A 17,314-nucleotide genomic window follows, 5' to 3' on the forward strand; every position below is an offset into this window, starting at 1 on the left:
CAGATTCGTTTTTAAGTTTGGATTAGTGTTGCATAAATAAACCTAAAATTTTCCATACTTTTAACTTCATCAGGAGTTAAAAGTATGTCATTGCCGAACAATAATCCATCTGAAATCCAAACAATAATCCATCTGAAATCTATTTTGAAAGCTTTTTCTCTGTCATTTTATTCGTCAATTGTTTCTCCTGCATCCTATATTTTATTTCTCTCTTATCTATCTACACGGTAACCAATTTCCTAATTATAATATATATAACTTCTTATTATGTGGATAAATTAAGCAAATGTTTCACATAATATAAAGAATCGTGGAAAAAAGTGAGTACTCGAAAAAGCCTGAAAAAATACTGCAAAAATTTTTTGCTAACTTGTTATTTCTCTTCCATAAGTGTTATTCTCTTTTCCGTAAGATATCTTTTAAACCATTCTTCAGCCAGATTTGCGACTTCTTCTAAAGTGCCTGGTTCTTCAAAAAGATGGGTTGCTCCGGGAACAATCTTAAGTTCTTTTTGTTCTGCTTTCAATCGGTCTAATGCCCACTGATTCATCTTTATTACTTGATAATCCTCTCCACCTACAATAAGTAGTGTTGGTGCCTTTACATCCGGCAGGGCCTTTTCAGCCAGATCAGGCCTTCCTCCTCTGGAAACTACTGCCTTTATAATATTCGTATGCTCTTTTGCAGCTATGAGTGCGGCTGCAGCTCCCGTACTGGCGCCAAAGTAACCTATGTTGAGATTTTTAGTCTCAGGATTGCTTAAAAGCCAGTTTGTTACGCTAACAAGCCGGTCTGCAAGCAGGTCAATATCAAACCTAAGGTGAGCAGTTATCATATCAATTCTCTCTTCCTCAGCTGTCAATAGATCAAATAACAGTGTTCCAAGGCCTTCTTTCTGAAGTTCCTGCGCAACATGCCGGTTCCGAGGACTGAAACGACTGCTTCCGCTGCCGTGTGCAAAAACAACAATTCCTTTTGCTCCTTCAGGAATTGTGAGGTTTCCTTCAAGTTTAATGGAATCAATTGGAATTTGTATTTCACTACTGCTTTTACTTTTACTCGATAATTCGCTCATGCCAACTCCCTTAAAAGCTTTACTATTTTATATATCGGTGTTAATTATATATCGGCTTCTGAAAAACAGTGTTGTATCCTGAAATAATTTCGCAGATCCAAAACCATTTGAAAGTTCAATACACAATACAGTAGCAGTCGATGCAAAAGGTTAAATGTTGAGTAAATTCCAATTCCATTTTGTATTGTGAAATAATCATGTAAAATAAAATAAGTTAGAAGTTGAAGTAAAATAATGGATCACCTGTATAAGATACACAATTGAAATAATAAATTAAAAAAGCGAAATGATTTCGGGATGAAACAGCTTCTGAAAAACATCAAATTATTGTATAAAAAGCACCAAACTATTTTAAAATGTTAAACAATTACTATTATCTTGCCGGAAGAGCCCTTGCTTTATCCAGAAGTTCGCAGACATCTTCATCGGTGGTTTGACTGAAGTTTCCGTACCAGGCTCCGACCCCATAGAATGGTTCAGGGGTGGCCATACATATTACTTCGTCTACTTCCTTTTTGAAAATCTCACACGTATCCGGTGCACCTGTGGGTACTGCAACCACTATTTTAGCCGGATTTTTAGTTTTAATGGCAGATGCAGCTGCACGCATTGTCGCACCTGTAGCAAGCCCATCATCTACTAAAATCACAGTCGAGCCGCTAATCTCAGGCTTGGGTCTATCTCCACGGTAAGTGCGTTCCCTGCGTTTAAGTTCCTTGAGCTCATTCTCAGCTACCATATTAATTACCCGTTCAGGTATCTGAAAAGACTTGACAATGTCTTCATTCAACACAAGGACATTGTCAGAAGAGATGGCTCCCATTGCCAGTTCTTCATTCCCTGGAACCCCCAATTTCCTTACTATAAACACATCCATTTTTACATTAAGTTCCTTTGCAACTTCAAACGCCACCGGAACTCCACCACGCGGGAGCGCAAGTATCAACACATCTGAGCGATTTGCATATTTTGAAAGTTCTTTTGCAAGCTTTTTCCCGGCATCTACCCGGTCTTCAAAAAGTGCCATTTGTCCTTCAACCCCTGTCGAACTGGATTAATTGATAAGATAAGCAATGTTAATTTATAGTATCTATGTTCAAACCCTTAAACGTATAGAGTATAAAATTTAAGCTTAAAATTTATATAATTACTCCCCTTTGAAATGGAACCCAGGAAAAAGTAAAAATTTGAAAATATTTATTTTTCTAGCTACTTGCCTATTATGTAGTAGAGAATGAACCTGATAAAATTCACTTCTCTCATTAGTTACATTGTGTTATTCTATAGTTATACACAATTTTTATACTGCCTATAATATAGGCTTGATAGAAGTAAGGAACAAAATTCGTTATTCGGTTTGGCAATAGAGGACACAGAATCTAACTGATTGACTAAACGCTGTAAAATATTTTGTATTTCTTTAGTTAAACAATAAATTTTATCAGGTGTACAAAATTTTTTAAGCCATATTATTTTTTACTTATAGACAATTTTTTGAATAATTAATTTAAAATAATTTCTGCTCTTTATATCCCCTGAAGTTGGGAAGTGAGTTGAGTGTGAACAAGTAAAGAATTGCCTGGAGGCCATTGATGATTCTTCTCTGAATCGGTATACTTGGGGAGCATATCGTCTGCGCTACTGTACTGGGGAACATAATAAACAGCGTGTAATGCCTCAGGTTTTCTTCTTATTCTCTTTTCTGCAATTCTTTTCACTCTTCCTATTCCGTTATTTGCAGATTATTCAGGTCTTAAATTGAATTAACTCAGTATCATTCAATATTACTCGCTGTTAAAAACTCGACGTTAAAACCACTACTCGATGTTAAAACCACTACTCAATGTTAAAATCACTACTCAATGTTAAAATCACTACTCAATGTTAAAATCACTACTCAATGTTAAAATCACTACTCAATGTTAAAACCATTTATTCAATGTTATAGTCACTTTGTAAATCTAAACATTCAGTCTTATACGAAATTATGAATTCTTGAGGCGTTAGGTGCAAGGGGGTGATTGAACATATCAGATGTAAGGCAAGGCACGCTAAAAGTAGACTTCTACGAATTAATGGTCTGGATAACCATAGTTATCTTGCTTTATCTGATTAGCCTTAACAATTACCTCCTCTTCCATATAGTGATAGAACTGTTCAGCGTTTACTTTGCATACGTGATATTTCTTATTATTTGGAAGTCAAGAAGTCGCCTTGAGAACCGATACCTTCTGATATTGGGAGTTAGCTACTTTTTCGTAGGGAGTTTTGACTTCCTGAGTGCACTTGCGTTCCACCACACGGGGACGTTTCCCGGATTTGGTATAAACCTGACTGCTCGGTTCTGTATCATTGCAAGATTCCTGGAAAGCACTTCTTTTCTGGTAGCTCCGCTGTTTTTGATACGCACTGGTGAGATTCAGGAGAGGAACGTCAAAACCCTTGAAAGCTCAATTTTTGCCTGGAAGGCATTTCTTGTATATGCGGTAGTTAGTGTTACCTGCCTGATTTCAATCTTTTTTTCCGAAAATTTCCCGGATTCTTATCTTCAGGGTTCTGGATTTACTCAATTCAAGGTAGCAAGTGGATACTTAATTTCTTTCATGCTTCTATGCTCACTTTTTCTCCTGTATATTGTCAGGGATAGGTTCGAAGAAAAAGTTTTTAGTTTACTCTCAATCTCCATGGTTCTAGCAGGCTTTGTGTCACTGTTGTTTGCATTCGACAGTCAAATGGGCGAGGCTCAAAGCAATATAGGTCTCTTCTTTAAATTATTGTCTTTTTATCTGGTCTATAAAGCAATCGTAGATATTGGGTTCGAAGAGCCTTGCAGTCTTTTCTTCAGGGAGCTTAAACACCGAGAAGAAGATTTCAGGCAGAAAGCCGTTTTCTTTGGGGACGAGTATGGTCATATTAGCAGAATGGTAGGTAAGAGATACCTGAATGAACATCGAAGTGCTAAGGAAAAAGACAATCCCAAAGATGGGCCAGACAGTTATAGTTCCTATATGCAAAATCTGCAGGGAATTGGATTTCAGTTTAATAAAGATTTTAAATTGATATTTCTCCATGGTCCTGTTGAGGAAATGACAGGTTATCCAAAGCAAGATTTCCTCTCGGGAAAAGTTGACTGGCAGCAAATAATAATATCTGAAGACAGCTCTGTTATTTCTAAAAAAGAGGATAAACTAAAGCTAAATCTTAATTCTATTGTTGAAAGCGAATATCGGATAAAGAAAAAAGACGGGGAGATAAAATGGGTTCGTGAGATTCTCCAGAGAATCTCGGATGAATCCGAAAGTTCTGGAAAGTTTCAGGGGCTGGTTTATGATATTACTGAATGCAAAATAGATGAAGAAGCTCTGGAAAAAATAGATAAAATTCGATTAAAAGAAGTCCATCATCGCATAAAGAATAACCTTCAGGTAATCTCATCTCTCCTCAGCCTGCAAGCAGAAAAATTCGAAGATAAAGAGGTACTCGAAGCCTTCAGGGAGAGCCAGAATCGAGTCGAATCTATTGCGATGATCCATGAGAGACTCCATGAGAGTGAAAATATGGATGCTTTTGATTTCTCAGACTACCTAAGAAAACTAACCACAGATCTTTTCAATTCCTATAATGTAGGAAACAGGAATATAAGCCTCAAATTAAGCCTTGAACAGGTTTATTTGGGCATGAATACTGCCATCCCTCTTGGAATTATTGTAAACGAGATTGTTTCAAATTCCCTGAAGCATGCTTTTCCCGCGGGAAAAATAGGCGAAGTCAGCATAAATTTTGGTAAAGCTGAAACTTTTGCCGCAAAGTACGAGACTTCATGCTCGGATAAATACTGTCTATATAAGGGAGACTATACGGATTATAAGGACTGTCTAAACAATAATTTCCGTTACATACTTACAGTAGCCGATAACGGTATAGGAATTCCCGAAGAACTCGACTTTCAAAACACCGATTCCCTGGGGCTCCAGCTTATAAATATTCTTGCCAAGCAAATAGGCGGGTGTATAGAGCTTAAAAGGAGTCCAGGAACAAAATATATTATCTGTTTCAGTAATGAAGGGTAATGAAGCCTTATTATTTCGAAATATCTGTCTGTCCTAGACTCTCCGTTTTGGAAAACTTTTTTCTTACCAAAAATTTTTCTTTTACCTTATCTAAGTAAAAAAGTCTATTTTTAGTTAGCTCTATTGAGGTGGCTCTATGAAGCGCAACACAATGGAATGGAAAGAAAAAAGAGCCAAGTTTCTAAAAGGTAAGACCTGTGAATGGTGCGGGTCTTCCGATTCTTTATGTATTCACATTCCCATAGCTTTTTCTCCGGCGCAGGTTAGCTCCGAAATTTACAGTGCTGCGTATACAAGGTTCAGGGAGGTTTACAGGCAGAGGAATCATAAGTTCGATCCTATCCCTACCGGCAAGCACCGTCACAAAAGCTATCCGTCCTGGCATAAAGCTGTACATAAAACCAAACCTGACCATCAGGCCTTGAAGAACAATTTATTGAAATTCTCCTTAAAGAGTCAGAAGAAAGTAATTTCAAGAAGCTTTATCATGAATGGCTAGAAGAAACCGGAAGTAAAGAATTAATTGACGAAAAAACTAAAAAAGCCGCGAAAGATTGCGAGTCTTTGACAAATGCGATTGTGCTCTGCAAAAGCTGCCATTTTGCAAGCCTCAGGGTATGAATCTCTGCCCTAAATGCAGGAGTAAGTATAAGTCCGTAAATTATGAAACTTGTTTTGCCTGCCTGACGAAAGAAAAGAGGAGTTTCGGGAAAGGCAAGATCGCTAAGCTCCCTGAAAATTCAGAGATTCCCTCTATGTTGCTCTTTTCATCCTATAATCTATACAATCATTTTCAAAAAAGGGCCCAGCCGCTTCCTCCACATACCCTGCAAGTTCCATTCTCAAAAATTCCGGAACCGTTACAAAGAGGACATACTATTGCAGGCTGAGCAACGAGTACATCACCATGTCCCCCGCAAGCTTCACAAATTCTGCCATTTGCGTACCCGGTTCCATGACAATGAAAGCATTTTTCCGGAGCGTATTCAGTGTCTATATAGCTATGAAGCATCTTATCACCTTTAAAAGGTATGATTACAGAAATATTGTCTCAAAAAATATTTTTGATACCTATTTTCATCTTTCTGGCTTAAAAGACCTTTCAAAAAGATAAAAAGGAAAAGGTTATAACTTAATTGCTGATTTTTTATATATTTCAGTATCAACAGGCGTTCTAATTTATACTTATAATCTATTTTAAATAAGAATTTAAGAACCGCATTGGGATCTTCTCTTTATACTATTTATTCATAAATTTCTACACAATAAAATAAAATAAAATAAAATAAAATAAAATAAATTATAATAAAATAATTCCTACATAATAACATAAAATATTACTCTTCATGTTTCCTACCGTTTTATATAACATTAAAAAAATAATATTTGCTAAAGGAGATGTTCTTAAACTGTGTCTGAAGGTGCAGGTTTTGAAACGGACGTTTCCTTAAATTTAGGGAGTTGGAATATGGTAGATAAGGATGATCTGGATTTTTTGTCAGCAAGTACGATAAAAGGGGGCAAGGTCGTCAATAGGGCAGGAGAGGACCTTGGGAAGATTGAAGAAATAATGATTGACCTTCAAAGTGGAAAGATAGCATACGCTGTATTGTCTTTTAGCGAATTTATGGGTCTGGGCAACAAATTTTTTGCTATTCCCTGGCAAATTCTTACCCTGAGGCTGCACGAACACGCTTTCTTACTTGGCATTACTAAAGAAACCCTGGAAAGGGCAGGAGACTTTGAAAAAGGAAACTGGCCTCTGACTCGTGAAGAACTCGCCGGAACATATATTTCCTACGGGTACCAGCCTTACTGGCAGGTACAAACAGGAATGCCGGAAGAGGCCGAATCTGAAAGGATGACCCGGATGGAAACTATGACAGGCAGGGATAATCTGGATTTTTTGTCAGCAAGTACGATAAAAGGGGATAAGGTTGTCAATAAAGCAGGAGAACACCTTGGGAAGATTGAAGAATTAATGATCGATCTTGAGGATGGAAGAGTAGCATACGCTGCACTATCTTTTGGTGGATTTTTGGGCCTGGGCAGTAAGCTATTTGCTATTCCCTGGCAGGCTCTTCAAATGAAACTGCACGATCACGCCATCCTGCTTGATATTCCCAAGGATATCCTGGAAAAAGCAGAGGGTTTTGATAAGGATCACTGGCCTGTAACTAACCGTGAGTGGCTTTCTGCAATGTACAGCTACTACGGGTACCAACCTTACTGGAAGGCCGAGAGAATAGAAAGTCGGCCAGGTAATCTCTAACTTTAATTATATGGCGGATACAGGCATCAATTTACTGTCAAATAGGGACGCTGCTAAATTTGGATATGAACATCTGCAGCCAAAAATTAAGCTTGATTAGTTGGGTTTATGGTAAAAATTTTACATTTTTTTAGACCCCTTGAAAAATGATTAGTTTTTTAAGGGGTATTAAATCTTATTTATTTAATCAAATATAGTGTAAATCCTTCTACAGTTTAAATACACTTATTTAATAACCTATTTGTTGTTTAAAGTACTTATCTATTTTAATTGGTAAATTAAACGTTTATTTGTCCTTACTTATAACATTGAATTTTGTATGGATAAAAATGATATCAGATGCCTTATTTATAAATATACAGAAATTGTAAATGAATCAAGTACTTATTTCGATTTTTTTCCTGATTTAAATGAGTATTATAAATTATTTATCTAAAAAATTAATTTTTAGAGAGTACCTTAATTAGAGAAACCCTAAATGCATACCTATTATTCAAAATAAGCATTGTATACCCTTAGATTTAGTACTGATTTGGAAGGGACCTTATTTTTTATAATTCATTTAGGACTTAAGCAGTTGAACTGAAGAATCAGCAGCATTAAACTATTAAATGTCTAAAATATGACTTTAATCCACAGTCTTTGAAGTAATTAATTTTGGTCTTCAAGTGTGTAAGTCCTATCATTGTCAGGTTTTACGGGTTAGATTATCTTTTTATGTCAAAAGCCTTGCAAGCAGAGATTTTTTAATTTCTACCGCATCGCTGGGACATAGTTCACGACAGCAATAACACAGGATGCACTTCTCCTCATTGATCTTAAAACTCCCATCTTCGAGTCGCTCAATAGCGTTGGGAGAGCAGTTTAAATAGCAAGCTCCGCAGTGAGTGCATTTTCTTCTGTTGATCCTGGGATAAATCTTATAGTATTTGCCAAGGGTGCGGGTAAGAAAGGAAGGGGCTGTACTGACTCCTCCACTTGATATTTTGAATTTCATTTTGACTTCTTTTAACGGAGTTCCGACTACAACAGGGCACTGATTTCCAAATCCTTTTTTCATGGCTCCTGCAGTCGTGGGAATTTTGAGGGGGTCAAAGCCTATCATTTCCGCAGCAACAATGTCCAGGGAAACACAGTCCTGGCTTGCCAGAATTACTCCGGAATTTACGGTTTTTCCATGAGAAGGTCCGTTTCCTTCCATGCCTATAACTCCATCCATAACTGCAAAGCTGGGCCTGACAACCGAATAAAGGTCGGCAACAGCTTCACCAAAAAGATCCCTTTTTCCAAGGAGATGTGCCTCTTTTCGGCACTTTAAAGGGAGAGTTCCGAAAAAGTTCTTGACCGCACCTGTATAGTAAGTAAGTTCATGAGTTTTTAATTTTGGGAGAGATATAACTACATCGGCTTCAAGGACAGGGTTTGCAATGTATAGTTTGTGGAATTGCAGGGGATCAGGGACATCTACCAGGGTAAAGCCTGCGGTTTCGAAATTTACTACCTTTGCTCCAGCTTTTCGGGCGGCTTCCTCTATACCTGAAGCTTTCAGGGCTTTTGAGGTGGTTCCTGGTCTTGATATCCCGGCTCCATCCCCTACAACAGGTCTTCCTCCTGCCTGAATCACAAACTTGCACATTGACGCTACAACTGAAGGATGAGTAGTTACTGCATTTTCAGGAGATGCAGCCGCAAGGATATTTGGTTTCAGGAGTACGCTGTCACCGGGACGGATTATATTCTCAAGGCCCCCGAGAAGCTCCAGAGCCTCAGCTATCGCTTTTTCTGTGCCAGAATAATCAGGGCAGTGGACTATGGATACTCTATTCACGGCTGGAGAATAAATGGGTTTATTATTGAATTTCTTTCCGGTTCAAGGATTTATCATCAAACTTTTTTCAGGTTCAATTAATCCATTTCTTCATTTATTTTGATCTTAATTTCTTATCTATTTTTGATCCCTATACTGAGATCTATTTCTTCAGCTATGCTTTCGAGTTCATCAAAAATTCTTTCCGAGTCTTTGCGCATCTCTTTCACCGCAGCTTTCAGGCTTCCCCCGCGGAGATATATCAGGCGTTTTTTTCTGTAAAGGAGACCTGAGTCATTAAGATTCCTTAGATGATGGTTTACTCTGGATATTTTCATCTCAAGGTCTTCAGCAAGGGCTTCAGAGGACGTTATTTCATCATTTGAGAGTCTATCCAGCAAGCTAAAAACTATCCTGGTGGCGGTATTTTCCGTATCTCTACCCGAAGAAAAGCCAAAGCTATCGCACAACCATAAAAGATCGTCTTCCAGACTTTTGACGTGCGGTTTTTCAAGATATCTAAGGATTATCTGTTGAACCATCAGTGTATATTTTACTAGATCTTGTATATATAGTTTTTTTGTATTTTATCGATATCATTTCGATTTTTTGAGAATCATCATTATTTTTCCAGTAACTTTTAAATATGAGTTCCGCATTATATGCAGATAGTCAAGCGCATGAGCGCTCAATATATTACCCAATCCCATACTGATTTATAGCTACCAGTTAATGTTCAGCTAACATGGGGTCACTTACACATAAGGAGGAACAACAAAGTGATTATCAAACCTATTGGCGAACGAGTCTTACTTAAGCACCAGAAGAAACAAGAAGTGACAAAAGGCGGGATCTATATCCCGGAGTCTGCACGGCAGGAGAAAAAGGAAGGTGTTGTTATTGCTGTAGGGACTTTTGAAGATGGAAAGGAGCTTCCCCTGAAGAAAGGTGACCGTGTGATCTACGGGGGGTATCAGTCAGACGAAATTGAAATTGACGATGAAAAGTATCTTTTTGTCGATTTCAAGGATATTCTGGCAACAATTGCTAAGGAATAATGTTGAAAGAGGCCTATTCTGAAGAACATAGGTATAAGTATGTTCCTATTTGATTCATGGAACTTATGAGTATTCCAAATTTGATTCGGGAAAATATTTAATTCTATTTGATTTTAATCCAGGTGAATACAGATGGCTTCAAAGCAGATAATGTTTGATGAAAATGCAAGAAAGGCACTTTTAAACGGTGTAGATAAAGTTGCAAACACTGTTAAGATCACTCTCGGGCCAAAGGGTCGTTATGTTGTACTGGATAAAAGTACAAAACCTGTGGTCACAAATGACGGTGTAACCATTGCAAAGGAGATTGAGCTTCACGACAAGTTCGAAAATATGGGGGCCAAGCTTGTCAAAGAAGTTGCTTCCAAAACTCAGGATAATACCGGAGATGGAACAACTACTGCAACTCTCCTTGCCCAGAGCATGATCCGGGAAGGCCTGAAAAACATCAGTGCCGGAGCAAACCCTATAGATGTCAAGAAAGGTATTGAGATAGCAACAGAAAAGGTTGTAGGCTATCTCAAGAGCAAGAGTAGTGAGGTAAAAGGTAAGGAGAAAATCGTACAGGTAGCTACAGTTTCTGCAAATAATGATGAAGAGATTGGCAATTTGATTGCCGATGCCATGGAGAAAGTCGGCTATAACGGAGTAATAACGGTTGAAGACTCCAAAACAATGGAGACCAATCTGGACGTTGTAGAAGGAATGCAGTTCGACAGGGGTTTTGTATCTCCTTATATGGCAACTGATTCTGAGAAGATGGTCTGCGAGTTTGAGGATCCGTACATCCTGATCACTGACAAGAAAATCAACAGCATGAAGCAGATCGTTCCTGTGCTTGAAAAAGTCGCCTCTGAAGGCCGTTCTCTCCTTATTATTGCTGAAGATGTCGATGGAGATGCTCAGGCTGCCCTGATCCTGAATATTATTCGTGGAGCACTGAGAGTCTGTGCTGTCAAGGCTCCAGGATTTGGAAATGAGAGAAAGGAGATGCTTGAAGACATTGCCGTGCTGACTGGTGGGCAGGTAATCAGCGAAGACAAGGGCATGAAGCTTGAGGAATTCGATGATTATATGCTCGGGAGTGCCAGAAAAGTCACAATTGATAACCACAAGACCATCATTGTGGAAGGCAAGGGCGATAAAGCAAAGATTAAGGACAGGGTCAAGCTCATTGAATCTCAGATTAATATTGCAGAGACGGATTATAAGAAGACCGAACTCAAAAAGCGCCAGGCAAAGTTAGGAGGCGGAGTTGCAGTAATCAAGGTGGGAGCTGCAACTGAAACCGAGCTGAAAGAGAAAAAGATGAGAATTGATGATGCTCTCAATGCCACAAAAGCTGCAGTTGAAGAGGGTGTGGTTATAGGGGGCGGAATAAGCCTTTTCCGTGCAGCTGCCGTTCTGGACTCCCTGAAACTTGAAGGCGACAGAGATATAGGAGTAAAAATAGTCCGGAGAGCTATCGAGGAACCTGTACGCCAGATAGCTGAAAACGCAGGCAAGGAAGGTGCTGAGGTCGTTGCAACCATCAGGGCTGAACCCCGCGAACTTTTTGGGTACAATGCAAAGAAAGATGTCTTTGAAGACCTCTTTGAAGCAGGCGTTATCGACCCCACAAAAGTAGTCAGAAGCGGCCTCCAAAACGCTGCTTCAATTGCTGGAATGGTACTTACAACCGAAGCTCTTGTCACGGACTTCAATGACGAAAAGGACGAAAAAGCAGCTACGATTATTATCTAATTTTAGCTTTTTCCTTTTTTCCTTTTTTCAGAAAAAATATCTTCATTCTTTTTAGAGCCAAAAATCTTAGGTTTGGCTTTTTCACCTTTGAGTAAGTTGATTTCACTCGAAGCTTCTGGTTATCTTCCATGAGGAATTCAACCTCTTCATTCTGTTTTTCAATAATAGGAACCAAAATACGAAAAGCTTTGGCATATCTTTCATTTTTAATTTCATCTGGATTGGTGTCCAGTGAAGACAGCATTTATTTTAAAGCTTCGAGTTCCATTTTTTCACTCCAAAATATGATACGGAAAAATGGAACAACTATTATATTTGTTCGGTGGTTGAACCTCCATTGAATTCGAAGAGGACACATAAATGTGTTAAAATAGAAAAGAATTACGAATAGTGAAAATTAATAGATGTATAAAAATAGGAGAGAATTAAGGACAGACAATAGTATCAAACAGCCCTACTACTAATTCTGCCAATTCTTTACTTTTTTCAGTTGAGGTCATCAGAGTATCGGCACGAGAAGCACGGCAACCAAGTCTCTCAAATGCGAATTCGTCCGCCTGATCCCGCTCATCGAAAACAAAGACGTCCAGGAAGTCCTGATAATATTCAGCAACCCCCATTGATGAGACCTCAAGCCCGCATGCCTGCATGAGTTTCCCGGCAGGTCCGCTTACAGGGGCATTGCCAATTATTGGGCTAACTGCTACGACCTTTTTCTTTTTTAGCAGATCTTTCATGCCTGGCAGGGAAATTATAGGCCCTATACTCGTGATCGGGTTACTTGGTCCTATAAGGACTTTGTCGTCATTTTCAAGGGCTTCGAGCACCTTTGGAGAAATCGAAGCTTCGGAGATTCCCGTTATATCAACACCCAGCACTTCGGGTTCTCCATGTTTTCCGATCCAGAAATCCTGAAAATGTAGAATTGCCTCAGGAGTTTCTATATAGGTAGAAACAGGATCATCAGACATGGGCAAAATCTTTGCATCAATCCCTAAAATGGACGCAAGCTCTAAAGTCGCATCTGTAAGGGATGTTCCATTCCGGATAAAGTTCGAGCGAATAATATGGTTTGCTCTATCACAGTCTCCAAGCTTCATGCTTTCGGTAATACCCAGTTTCTGCATACGTTCATAAGTCAGAAAGGTGTCGTCTTTTATACCCCACCATCTTTTTCGGTCGATCTGGTCTGAGAATAAATAGAGTACTGTGTCCAGGTCAGGACAAATCAGATTCCCCGAAACCCATAGGTCTTCGGCAGTGTTTACAACAACGTTCATTTCCTTCGCTGGGAGGATTTCCTTGAGTCCGTCAAGGAGCTTTGGAGTTCCGGTACCGCCTGAAAATATAATCATGATAATACCATATCCGGCTTTCTTTTAAACTTTCGGGTAGCAGGGGTTTCTGCAAAATCTACCGTATCAGAGTAGTAGTAACAACAATATATAATGAAATCTGTCTAAAGAATAATGAAGGTTGTCCTTGATCCTGTACATGGTTACATCGAGCTGGATGATTTAGTTCAGGATCTTCTTTCTACTCCCCAGATGCAGCGCCTGAGAAGGATCAGACAGCTTGGATTTTCAAACCTTGTCTACCCGGGAGCAAACCATTCGCGTTTTGAACACTCTCTTGGAACCATGCATCTGGCCTCAACGCTAACTAGGAGTCTAGATTCGATTGAAGATGACAAGAAAACCGAAATAAAAGCTGCTGCTCTTCTGCATGATATCGGGCATGGACCTTTTTCTCACGTTACCGAGAATGTAATTGACAAATATACGCGGCGCAGACATGACGATGTAAAGGAAATCCTGGGGAAAGGAGAGATCAGAGAAGTCCTGAACAAATATGGAATTTCTCCCGGAAACCTCGTAAAACACATAAAAGGAGAAACTTCTCTAGGGCAAATCCTTAGCAGTGAGATTGATGTGGACCGAATGGACTATCTTGTTCGAGATGCCCATTATACAGGTGTATCCTTCGGCGTTGTGGATTACAATCGCTTGATAAAGAAGATGAATTTTCATGAGGATAGGCTTGTTGTAGATTATGGTGGGCTAAAAGCTGCCGAATCACTTCTGGTCTCACGTTTCTGGATGAATACATCGGTTTACTATCATCATGTAACCCGGATTTCGGAAGCTATGTGTTCCAGAGCAGTGGAGTATATGATTGAAAATAATGAGCTTGACCCATTCAGACTCAGGTACATGGACGATATAGACCTTATTGCATCTATGAGAAACGCAACCGGGTATGCAGGGGAACTTTCACGGCTGCTTGATGCCCGTAAACTCTATAAACGGGCCTTATATGTAGGTCTGGCAGACGTAGGAAAAGCTGTACTGAGGCACCGTGACCGAATACGAAGGGTAGAAATAGAAATTGCAGAACTGGCCGGGGTTAGTCCTGAGTATGTGCTTGTGGACATTCCTAAGACACCTGAAATGCTGGAAATGCAGGCCATGATAAAAACTGACCACAAAATGATTCCTCTTAATGAGGCTTCCCATTTCGTATCTATCCTGAGGGAAGCCGATATGGATAACTGGAGAATGGGGGTATATAGCCCGAAAGAGCACTGTGAAGCTGTGGGAAAGGCTGCCAGAGACTATTTTGATGTTAATAAATCCCTTAAACAGTTTAAATTAAGTGATCTCTAAAGTAGAATAGATAAAAGAAAAAGAAAATCTCAAAAAATAATTTTAAAAAAGAAAATTTTAAAAAAGAAAATTTTAAAAAACGTAACGGAAAACCGGATTTTCCTTGAAATTTTAAGGGTCGAGGTAGGAATTTGTTTCAGATTAAACGGAAAGTGGGAAAAATTGAGATCGTACTTGATGCAAAAAAGGTAGGAGAAGATTATCTTCTGACCCTTACAGGCGGAGAGGAACATGTGGGAGCTGTTGCCGTAGGGCTTTTTGATGAGAAAAACCAGAGAGCAAGTTCATCGGTGATAACAATGCCCGGCCACAGGGAGGAATATCTTGCCTTGGATGGGGCAAGGCAGGTGAGCAGGGTCACAAAGAATACCTCGGTGTTTGTTGTCGGTATACACCAGGATGATATCAGCCCTGAAGAAATAAAAAACATAGTTTCAGCCGCAGGGAAAATGGTGGAAAACTTCATTTCTTTTTACAAAAAAGGTGACGAACTGGAAGAGCAAGATAAAGATTTGAAGCAACGGCATGAGATGAATACTAGAAGTAAAGCATAAGATGAGTACGAAAATAACAGTTAGAGATAATTATGGAAATAACTGCATAGAGAGAATAATGAAAATAACAGCATAGAGAGAATAATGAAAATAACAGCATAGAGATGAGTTAAAGTATCAGCAGGAACATTAACGGCAGGATAAAATGGAGATAACGGTAGGAATCAGTGGAGCTTCAGGGGTTCAGTACGGAATTCGACTTCTTGAAGTACTGGCGGAAAAAGGAATTAAAACTCATTTGGTTTTGACGGATGCCGCAAAACAGATAATCGAAATTGAAACTGATTATATTCCAGAGACAGTGGAAAAACTCGCAACATGGAGCTATGCCCAAAAAGATCTTTCAGCACCAATAGCCAGTGGCTCCTACAGGACAGGGGGAATGGTTATCGCCCCTTGCAGCATGAAAACTCTTGCAGCCGTTGCAAATGGAATATCCGATACTCTTCTTACAAGAGCTGCAGATGTTTGCCTTAAAGAGGAAAGAAAACTTATCCTGATGACCCGGGAAACCCCGCTTAATCTCATACACATCGAAAATATGCTCAAAGCTAAAAAAGCAGGAGCAAGTATCCTTCCCGCTTGCCCGGGGTTTTATTCGAGACCCAAAACTCTTGAAGACCTTGTAGATATTATGGTGGGAAGAACTCTTGACCTGTTCGGGGTCGAAAACGAGATTTATCGGCGCTGGAAATAATGAAAAAATCCTCAGAGAATCCGAAAGAAATTCAAAATTCTGGAAAGCTCAGGCAGAAGGAGCTTGGATTTTTCTGAAATATTTTCCAGAGAAAGCATGACAGATCCATGTTCTAACGAAAGCTATATAAAGGATAATCCCCTTTGAAGGGAAGTACCTATTGGGATAGTAGGGTAGCTTGGTCCATCCTCGAGCGTTTGGGACGCTTGGACCGCGGTTCAAATCCGCGCTATCCCATTTACATATTTTTTAAATCTTTTCTATTTCGAGTCGTCTTTTCCGAAATTTGCATTGCTTTCTGTATCTATGAATCTCTCATACTGTTTTTATATCGTAGACATGTGTTGTTGATCACATTTCGCAAAATAGGATAATCTATTTTTTGGGCAAACTTAAGTATAATTGTTCACCTTGCAATTTAACTGAGTTTACAATTTGGTTTTTTATTTAATCTGCCCTGAGTTGAAATTCAAAAGACATATTTTTAATTTTTGTGTCTAAAGGCACTGCAGTTCCTACACGGATTATGTTATTCAAGCCAAATCTCCACTAAAACAACATCAAATAAAAAATTTTTATAAAACTAATGAACAAAATAAATATGTTTAAAAATCAGTATTGGATATTACTTATTACTTTTATTTTGTGGCAAAATAATAAATTGAAGAAACACAGTTTAACAGGTTGTCTTAAGGCTGTGTTTTTTTTATGATTGGGATAAAAAGCAGTGCTACGAATTTGCTGTAACTCAAATGTCAAATTTTTCCATACTGTATAAAAATAGATACTCTGATGTTGTATTTTTCCCAGAAACCTCTTAAAATTTGTACTTGTTGAAAGGGGGTATGTCGTGAAAATTTCTAAAAGTGTTATACATCTATCAATAATTTTTATATTTCTGGTGATCATGACATCAAGTGTAGCAGTAGCTTATAGCTTGGAAGCTGAAAAGTTAACAAAAGTGGCATCCAATGTTGCGCTTGATTCAAATCCGGTTTGGTCTCCGGATGGAAAGGAAATTCTTTTCTCACGAGAAAACGGGCTGTATAAGGTTTGTTCGGATGGCACAGGAGAAAAGCAACTCACCTCTACAATGGGAAAGAATTTTACATCCGGTTACGCGTGGTCTCCGGATGGAAGCAAAATTTCATATATTGAAAACAGATATGATGACGCTATGGGTCCCAGAAGTGATTTATGGATAATGAATTCAGATGGGACAGGAAAAAACAATTGCTTGATACTATTTGGTACAGATATTATTATATATATACCTGGTTTCCTACAAGTTCAAAAATACTCTACGCTGAGATTTATGAAGAGATTGGTGGTTCCTATTGGAAAATGAATTCCGATGGATCTAATAAATATA

The 17,314-nt window shown here is 38.8% G+C and carries 15 protein-coding genes and 1 tRNA gene; 10 read left to right on the forward strand and 6 right to left on the reverse strand.

Features of this window, described 5'->3' with window-relative positions; genetic code table 11:
- Window positions 1–373: 373 nt before the first annotated feature.
- Complete coding sequence (locus MSBRM_RS02765; protein ID WP_048120011.1) at window positions 374–1,075, reverse strand: dienelactone hydrolase family protein; 702 nt, start codon at window positions 1,073–1,075, stop codon at window positions 374–376.
- Window positions 1,076–1,448: 373 nt separating this feature from the next.
- The gene (locus tag MSBRM_RS02770; RefSeq protein ID WP_048120009.1) at window positions 1,449–2,102 is read right to left on the reverse strand and encodes a phosphoribosyltransferase; all 654 of its coding nucleotides are present in this window, start codon (window positions 2,100–2,102) and stop codon (window positions 1,449–1,451) included.
- A gap of 994 nt (window positions 2,103–3,096) precedes the next feature.
- Here MSBRM_RS02770 and MSBRM_RS02780 point away from each other — a divergent pair.
- Window positions 3,097–5,145 carry an MASE3 domain-containing protein gene (locus MSBRM_RS02780; protein WP_080943663.1) on the forward strand — a complete coding sequence of 683 codons (2,049 nt, stop codon included), beginning with the start codon at window positions 3,097–3,099 and terminating at the stop codon, window positions 5,143–5,145.
- 136 nt (window positions 5,146–5,281) lie between these two features.
- The gene (locus tag MSBRM_RS20745; protein WP_176722156.1) at window positions 5,282–5,644 is read left to right on the forward strand and encodes a hypothetical protein; all 363 of its coding nucleotides are present in this window, start codon (window positions 5,282–5,284) and stop codon (window positions 5,642–5,644) included.
- Window positions 5,645–5,938: 294 nt separating this feature from the next.
- Here MSBRM_RS20745 and MSBRM_RS02790 read toward each other — a convergent pair whose 3' ends face one another.
- Window positions 5,939–6,157, reverse strand: coding sequence for a transcriptional regulator (locus MSBRM_RS02790; RefSeq protein ID WP_048120005.1), 219 nt, complete (start codon window positions 6,155–6,157; stop codon window positions 5,939–5,941).
- A 456-nt stretch (window positions 6,158–6,613) separates the two neighbouring features.
- Between MSBRM_RS02790 and MSBRM_RS19140 the strand changes: the two genes are divergently transcribed.
- Complete coding sequence (locus MSBRM_RS19140; protein ID WP_080941644.1) at window positions 6,614–7,417, forward strand: PRC-barrel domain-containing protein; 804 nt, start codon at window positions 6,614–6,616, stop codon at window positions 7,415–7,417.
- A 715-nt stretch (window positions 7,418–8,132) separates the two neighbouring features.
- Here the strand turns inward: MSBRM_RS19140 and MSBRM_RS02805 are convergent.
- Window positions 8,133–9,245 carry a DUF362 domain-containing protein gene (locus MSBRM_RS02805; RefSeq protein ID WP_048120004.1) on the reverse strand — a complete coding sequence of 371 codons (1,113 nt, stop codon included), beginning with the start codon at window positions 9,243–9,245 and terminating at the stop codon, window positions 8,133–8,135.
- Window positions 9,246–9,358: 113 nt separating this feature from the next.
- Window positions 9,359–9,766: an ArsR family transcriptional regulator gene (locus MSBRM_RS02810; RefSeq protein ID WP_048120002.1), complete on the reverse strand. Its 408-nt coding sequence runs from the start codon at window positions 9,764–9,766 to the stop codon at window positions 9,359–9,361.
- Between the two features lie 237 nt (window positions 9,767–10,003).
- On the opposite strand from MSBRM_RS02810, the gene groES reads away from it, so the two are divergent.
- Together groES and groL are read left to right on the forward strand one after the other, a co-directional pair.
- Window positions 10,004–10,282 carry a co-chaperone GroES gene (gene groES / locus MSBRM_RS02815; protein WP_048120000.1) on the forward strand — a complete coding sequence of 93 codons (279 nt, stop codon included), beginning with the start codon at window positions 10,004–10,006 and terminating at the stop codon, window positions 10,280–10,282.
- A gap of 132 nt (window positions 10,283–10,414) precedes the next feature.
- Window positions 10,415–12,025, forward strand: a complete 1,611-nt coding sequence (gene groL, locus MSBRM_RS02820; RefSeq protein ID WP_048119998.1) for a chaperonin GroEL — start codon at window positions 10,415–10,417, stop codon at window positions 12,023–12,025.
- A 425-nt stretch (window positions 12,026–12,450) separates the two neighbouring features.
- Here groL and cofD read toward each other — a convergent pair whose 3' ends face one another.
- Entirely contained in the window at window positions 12,451–13,380 is a 930-nt protein-coding gene (gene cofD / locus MSBRM_RS02830; protein ID WP_048154456.1) for a 2-phospho-L-lactate transferase, read from the reverse strand.
- 114 nt (window positions 13,381–13,494) lie between these two features.
- On the opposite strand from cofD, the gene MSBRM_RS02835 reads away from it, so the two are divergent.
- The 5 genes from MSBRM_RS02835 to MSBRM_RS02855 all read left to right on the forward strand — a co-directional run bounded on the left by MSBRM_RS02835 (window position 13,495) and on the right by MSBRM_RS02855 (window position 17,290).
- Window positions 13,495–14,691, forward strand: coding sequence for an HD domain-containing protein (locus MSBRM_RS02835; protein ID WP_048154459.1), 1,197 nt, complete (start codon window positions 13,495–13,497; stop codon window positions 14,689–14,691).
- A 131-nt stretch (window positions 14,692–14,822) separates the two neighbouring features.
- Window positions 14,823–15,245 carry a prenylated flavin chaperone LpdD gene (lpdD, locus tag MSBRM_RS02840; RefSeq protein WP_048119990.1) on the forward strand — a complete coding sequence of 141 codons (423 nt, stop codon included), beginning with the start codon at window positions 14,823–14,825 and terminating at the stop codon, window positions 15,243–15,245.
- 145 nt (window positions 15,246–15,390) lie between these two features.
- The gene (locus MSBRM_RS02845; protein ID WP_048119988.1) at window positions 15,391–15,942 is read left to right on the forward strand and encodes a UbiX family flavin prenyltransferase; all 552 of its coding nucleotides are present in this window, start codon (window positions 15,391–15,393) and stop codon (window positions 15,940–15,942) included.
- A 162-nt stretch (window positions 15,943–16,104) separates the two neighbouring features.
- Window positions 16,105–16,179 (forward strand) — tRNA-Pro (locus MSBRM_RS02850).
- A 613-nt stretch (window positions 16,180–16,792) separates the two neighbouring features.
- A complete protein-coding gene (locus MSBRM_RS02855; protein ID WP_048154460.1) occupies window positions 16,793–17,290 on the forward strand; it encodes a TolB family protein in 498 nt (165 codons plus the stop codon).
- Window positions 17,291–17,314 lie beyond the last annotated feature (24 nt).

The sequence above is a fragment of the Methanosarcina barkeri MS genome, from assembly GCF_000970025.1.
GTDB lineage: Archaea > Halobacteriota > Methanosarcinia > Methanosarcinales > Methanosarcinaceae > Methanosarcina > Methanosarcina barkeri.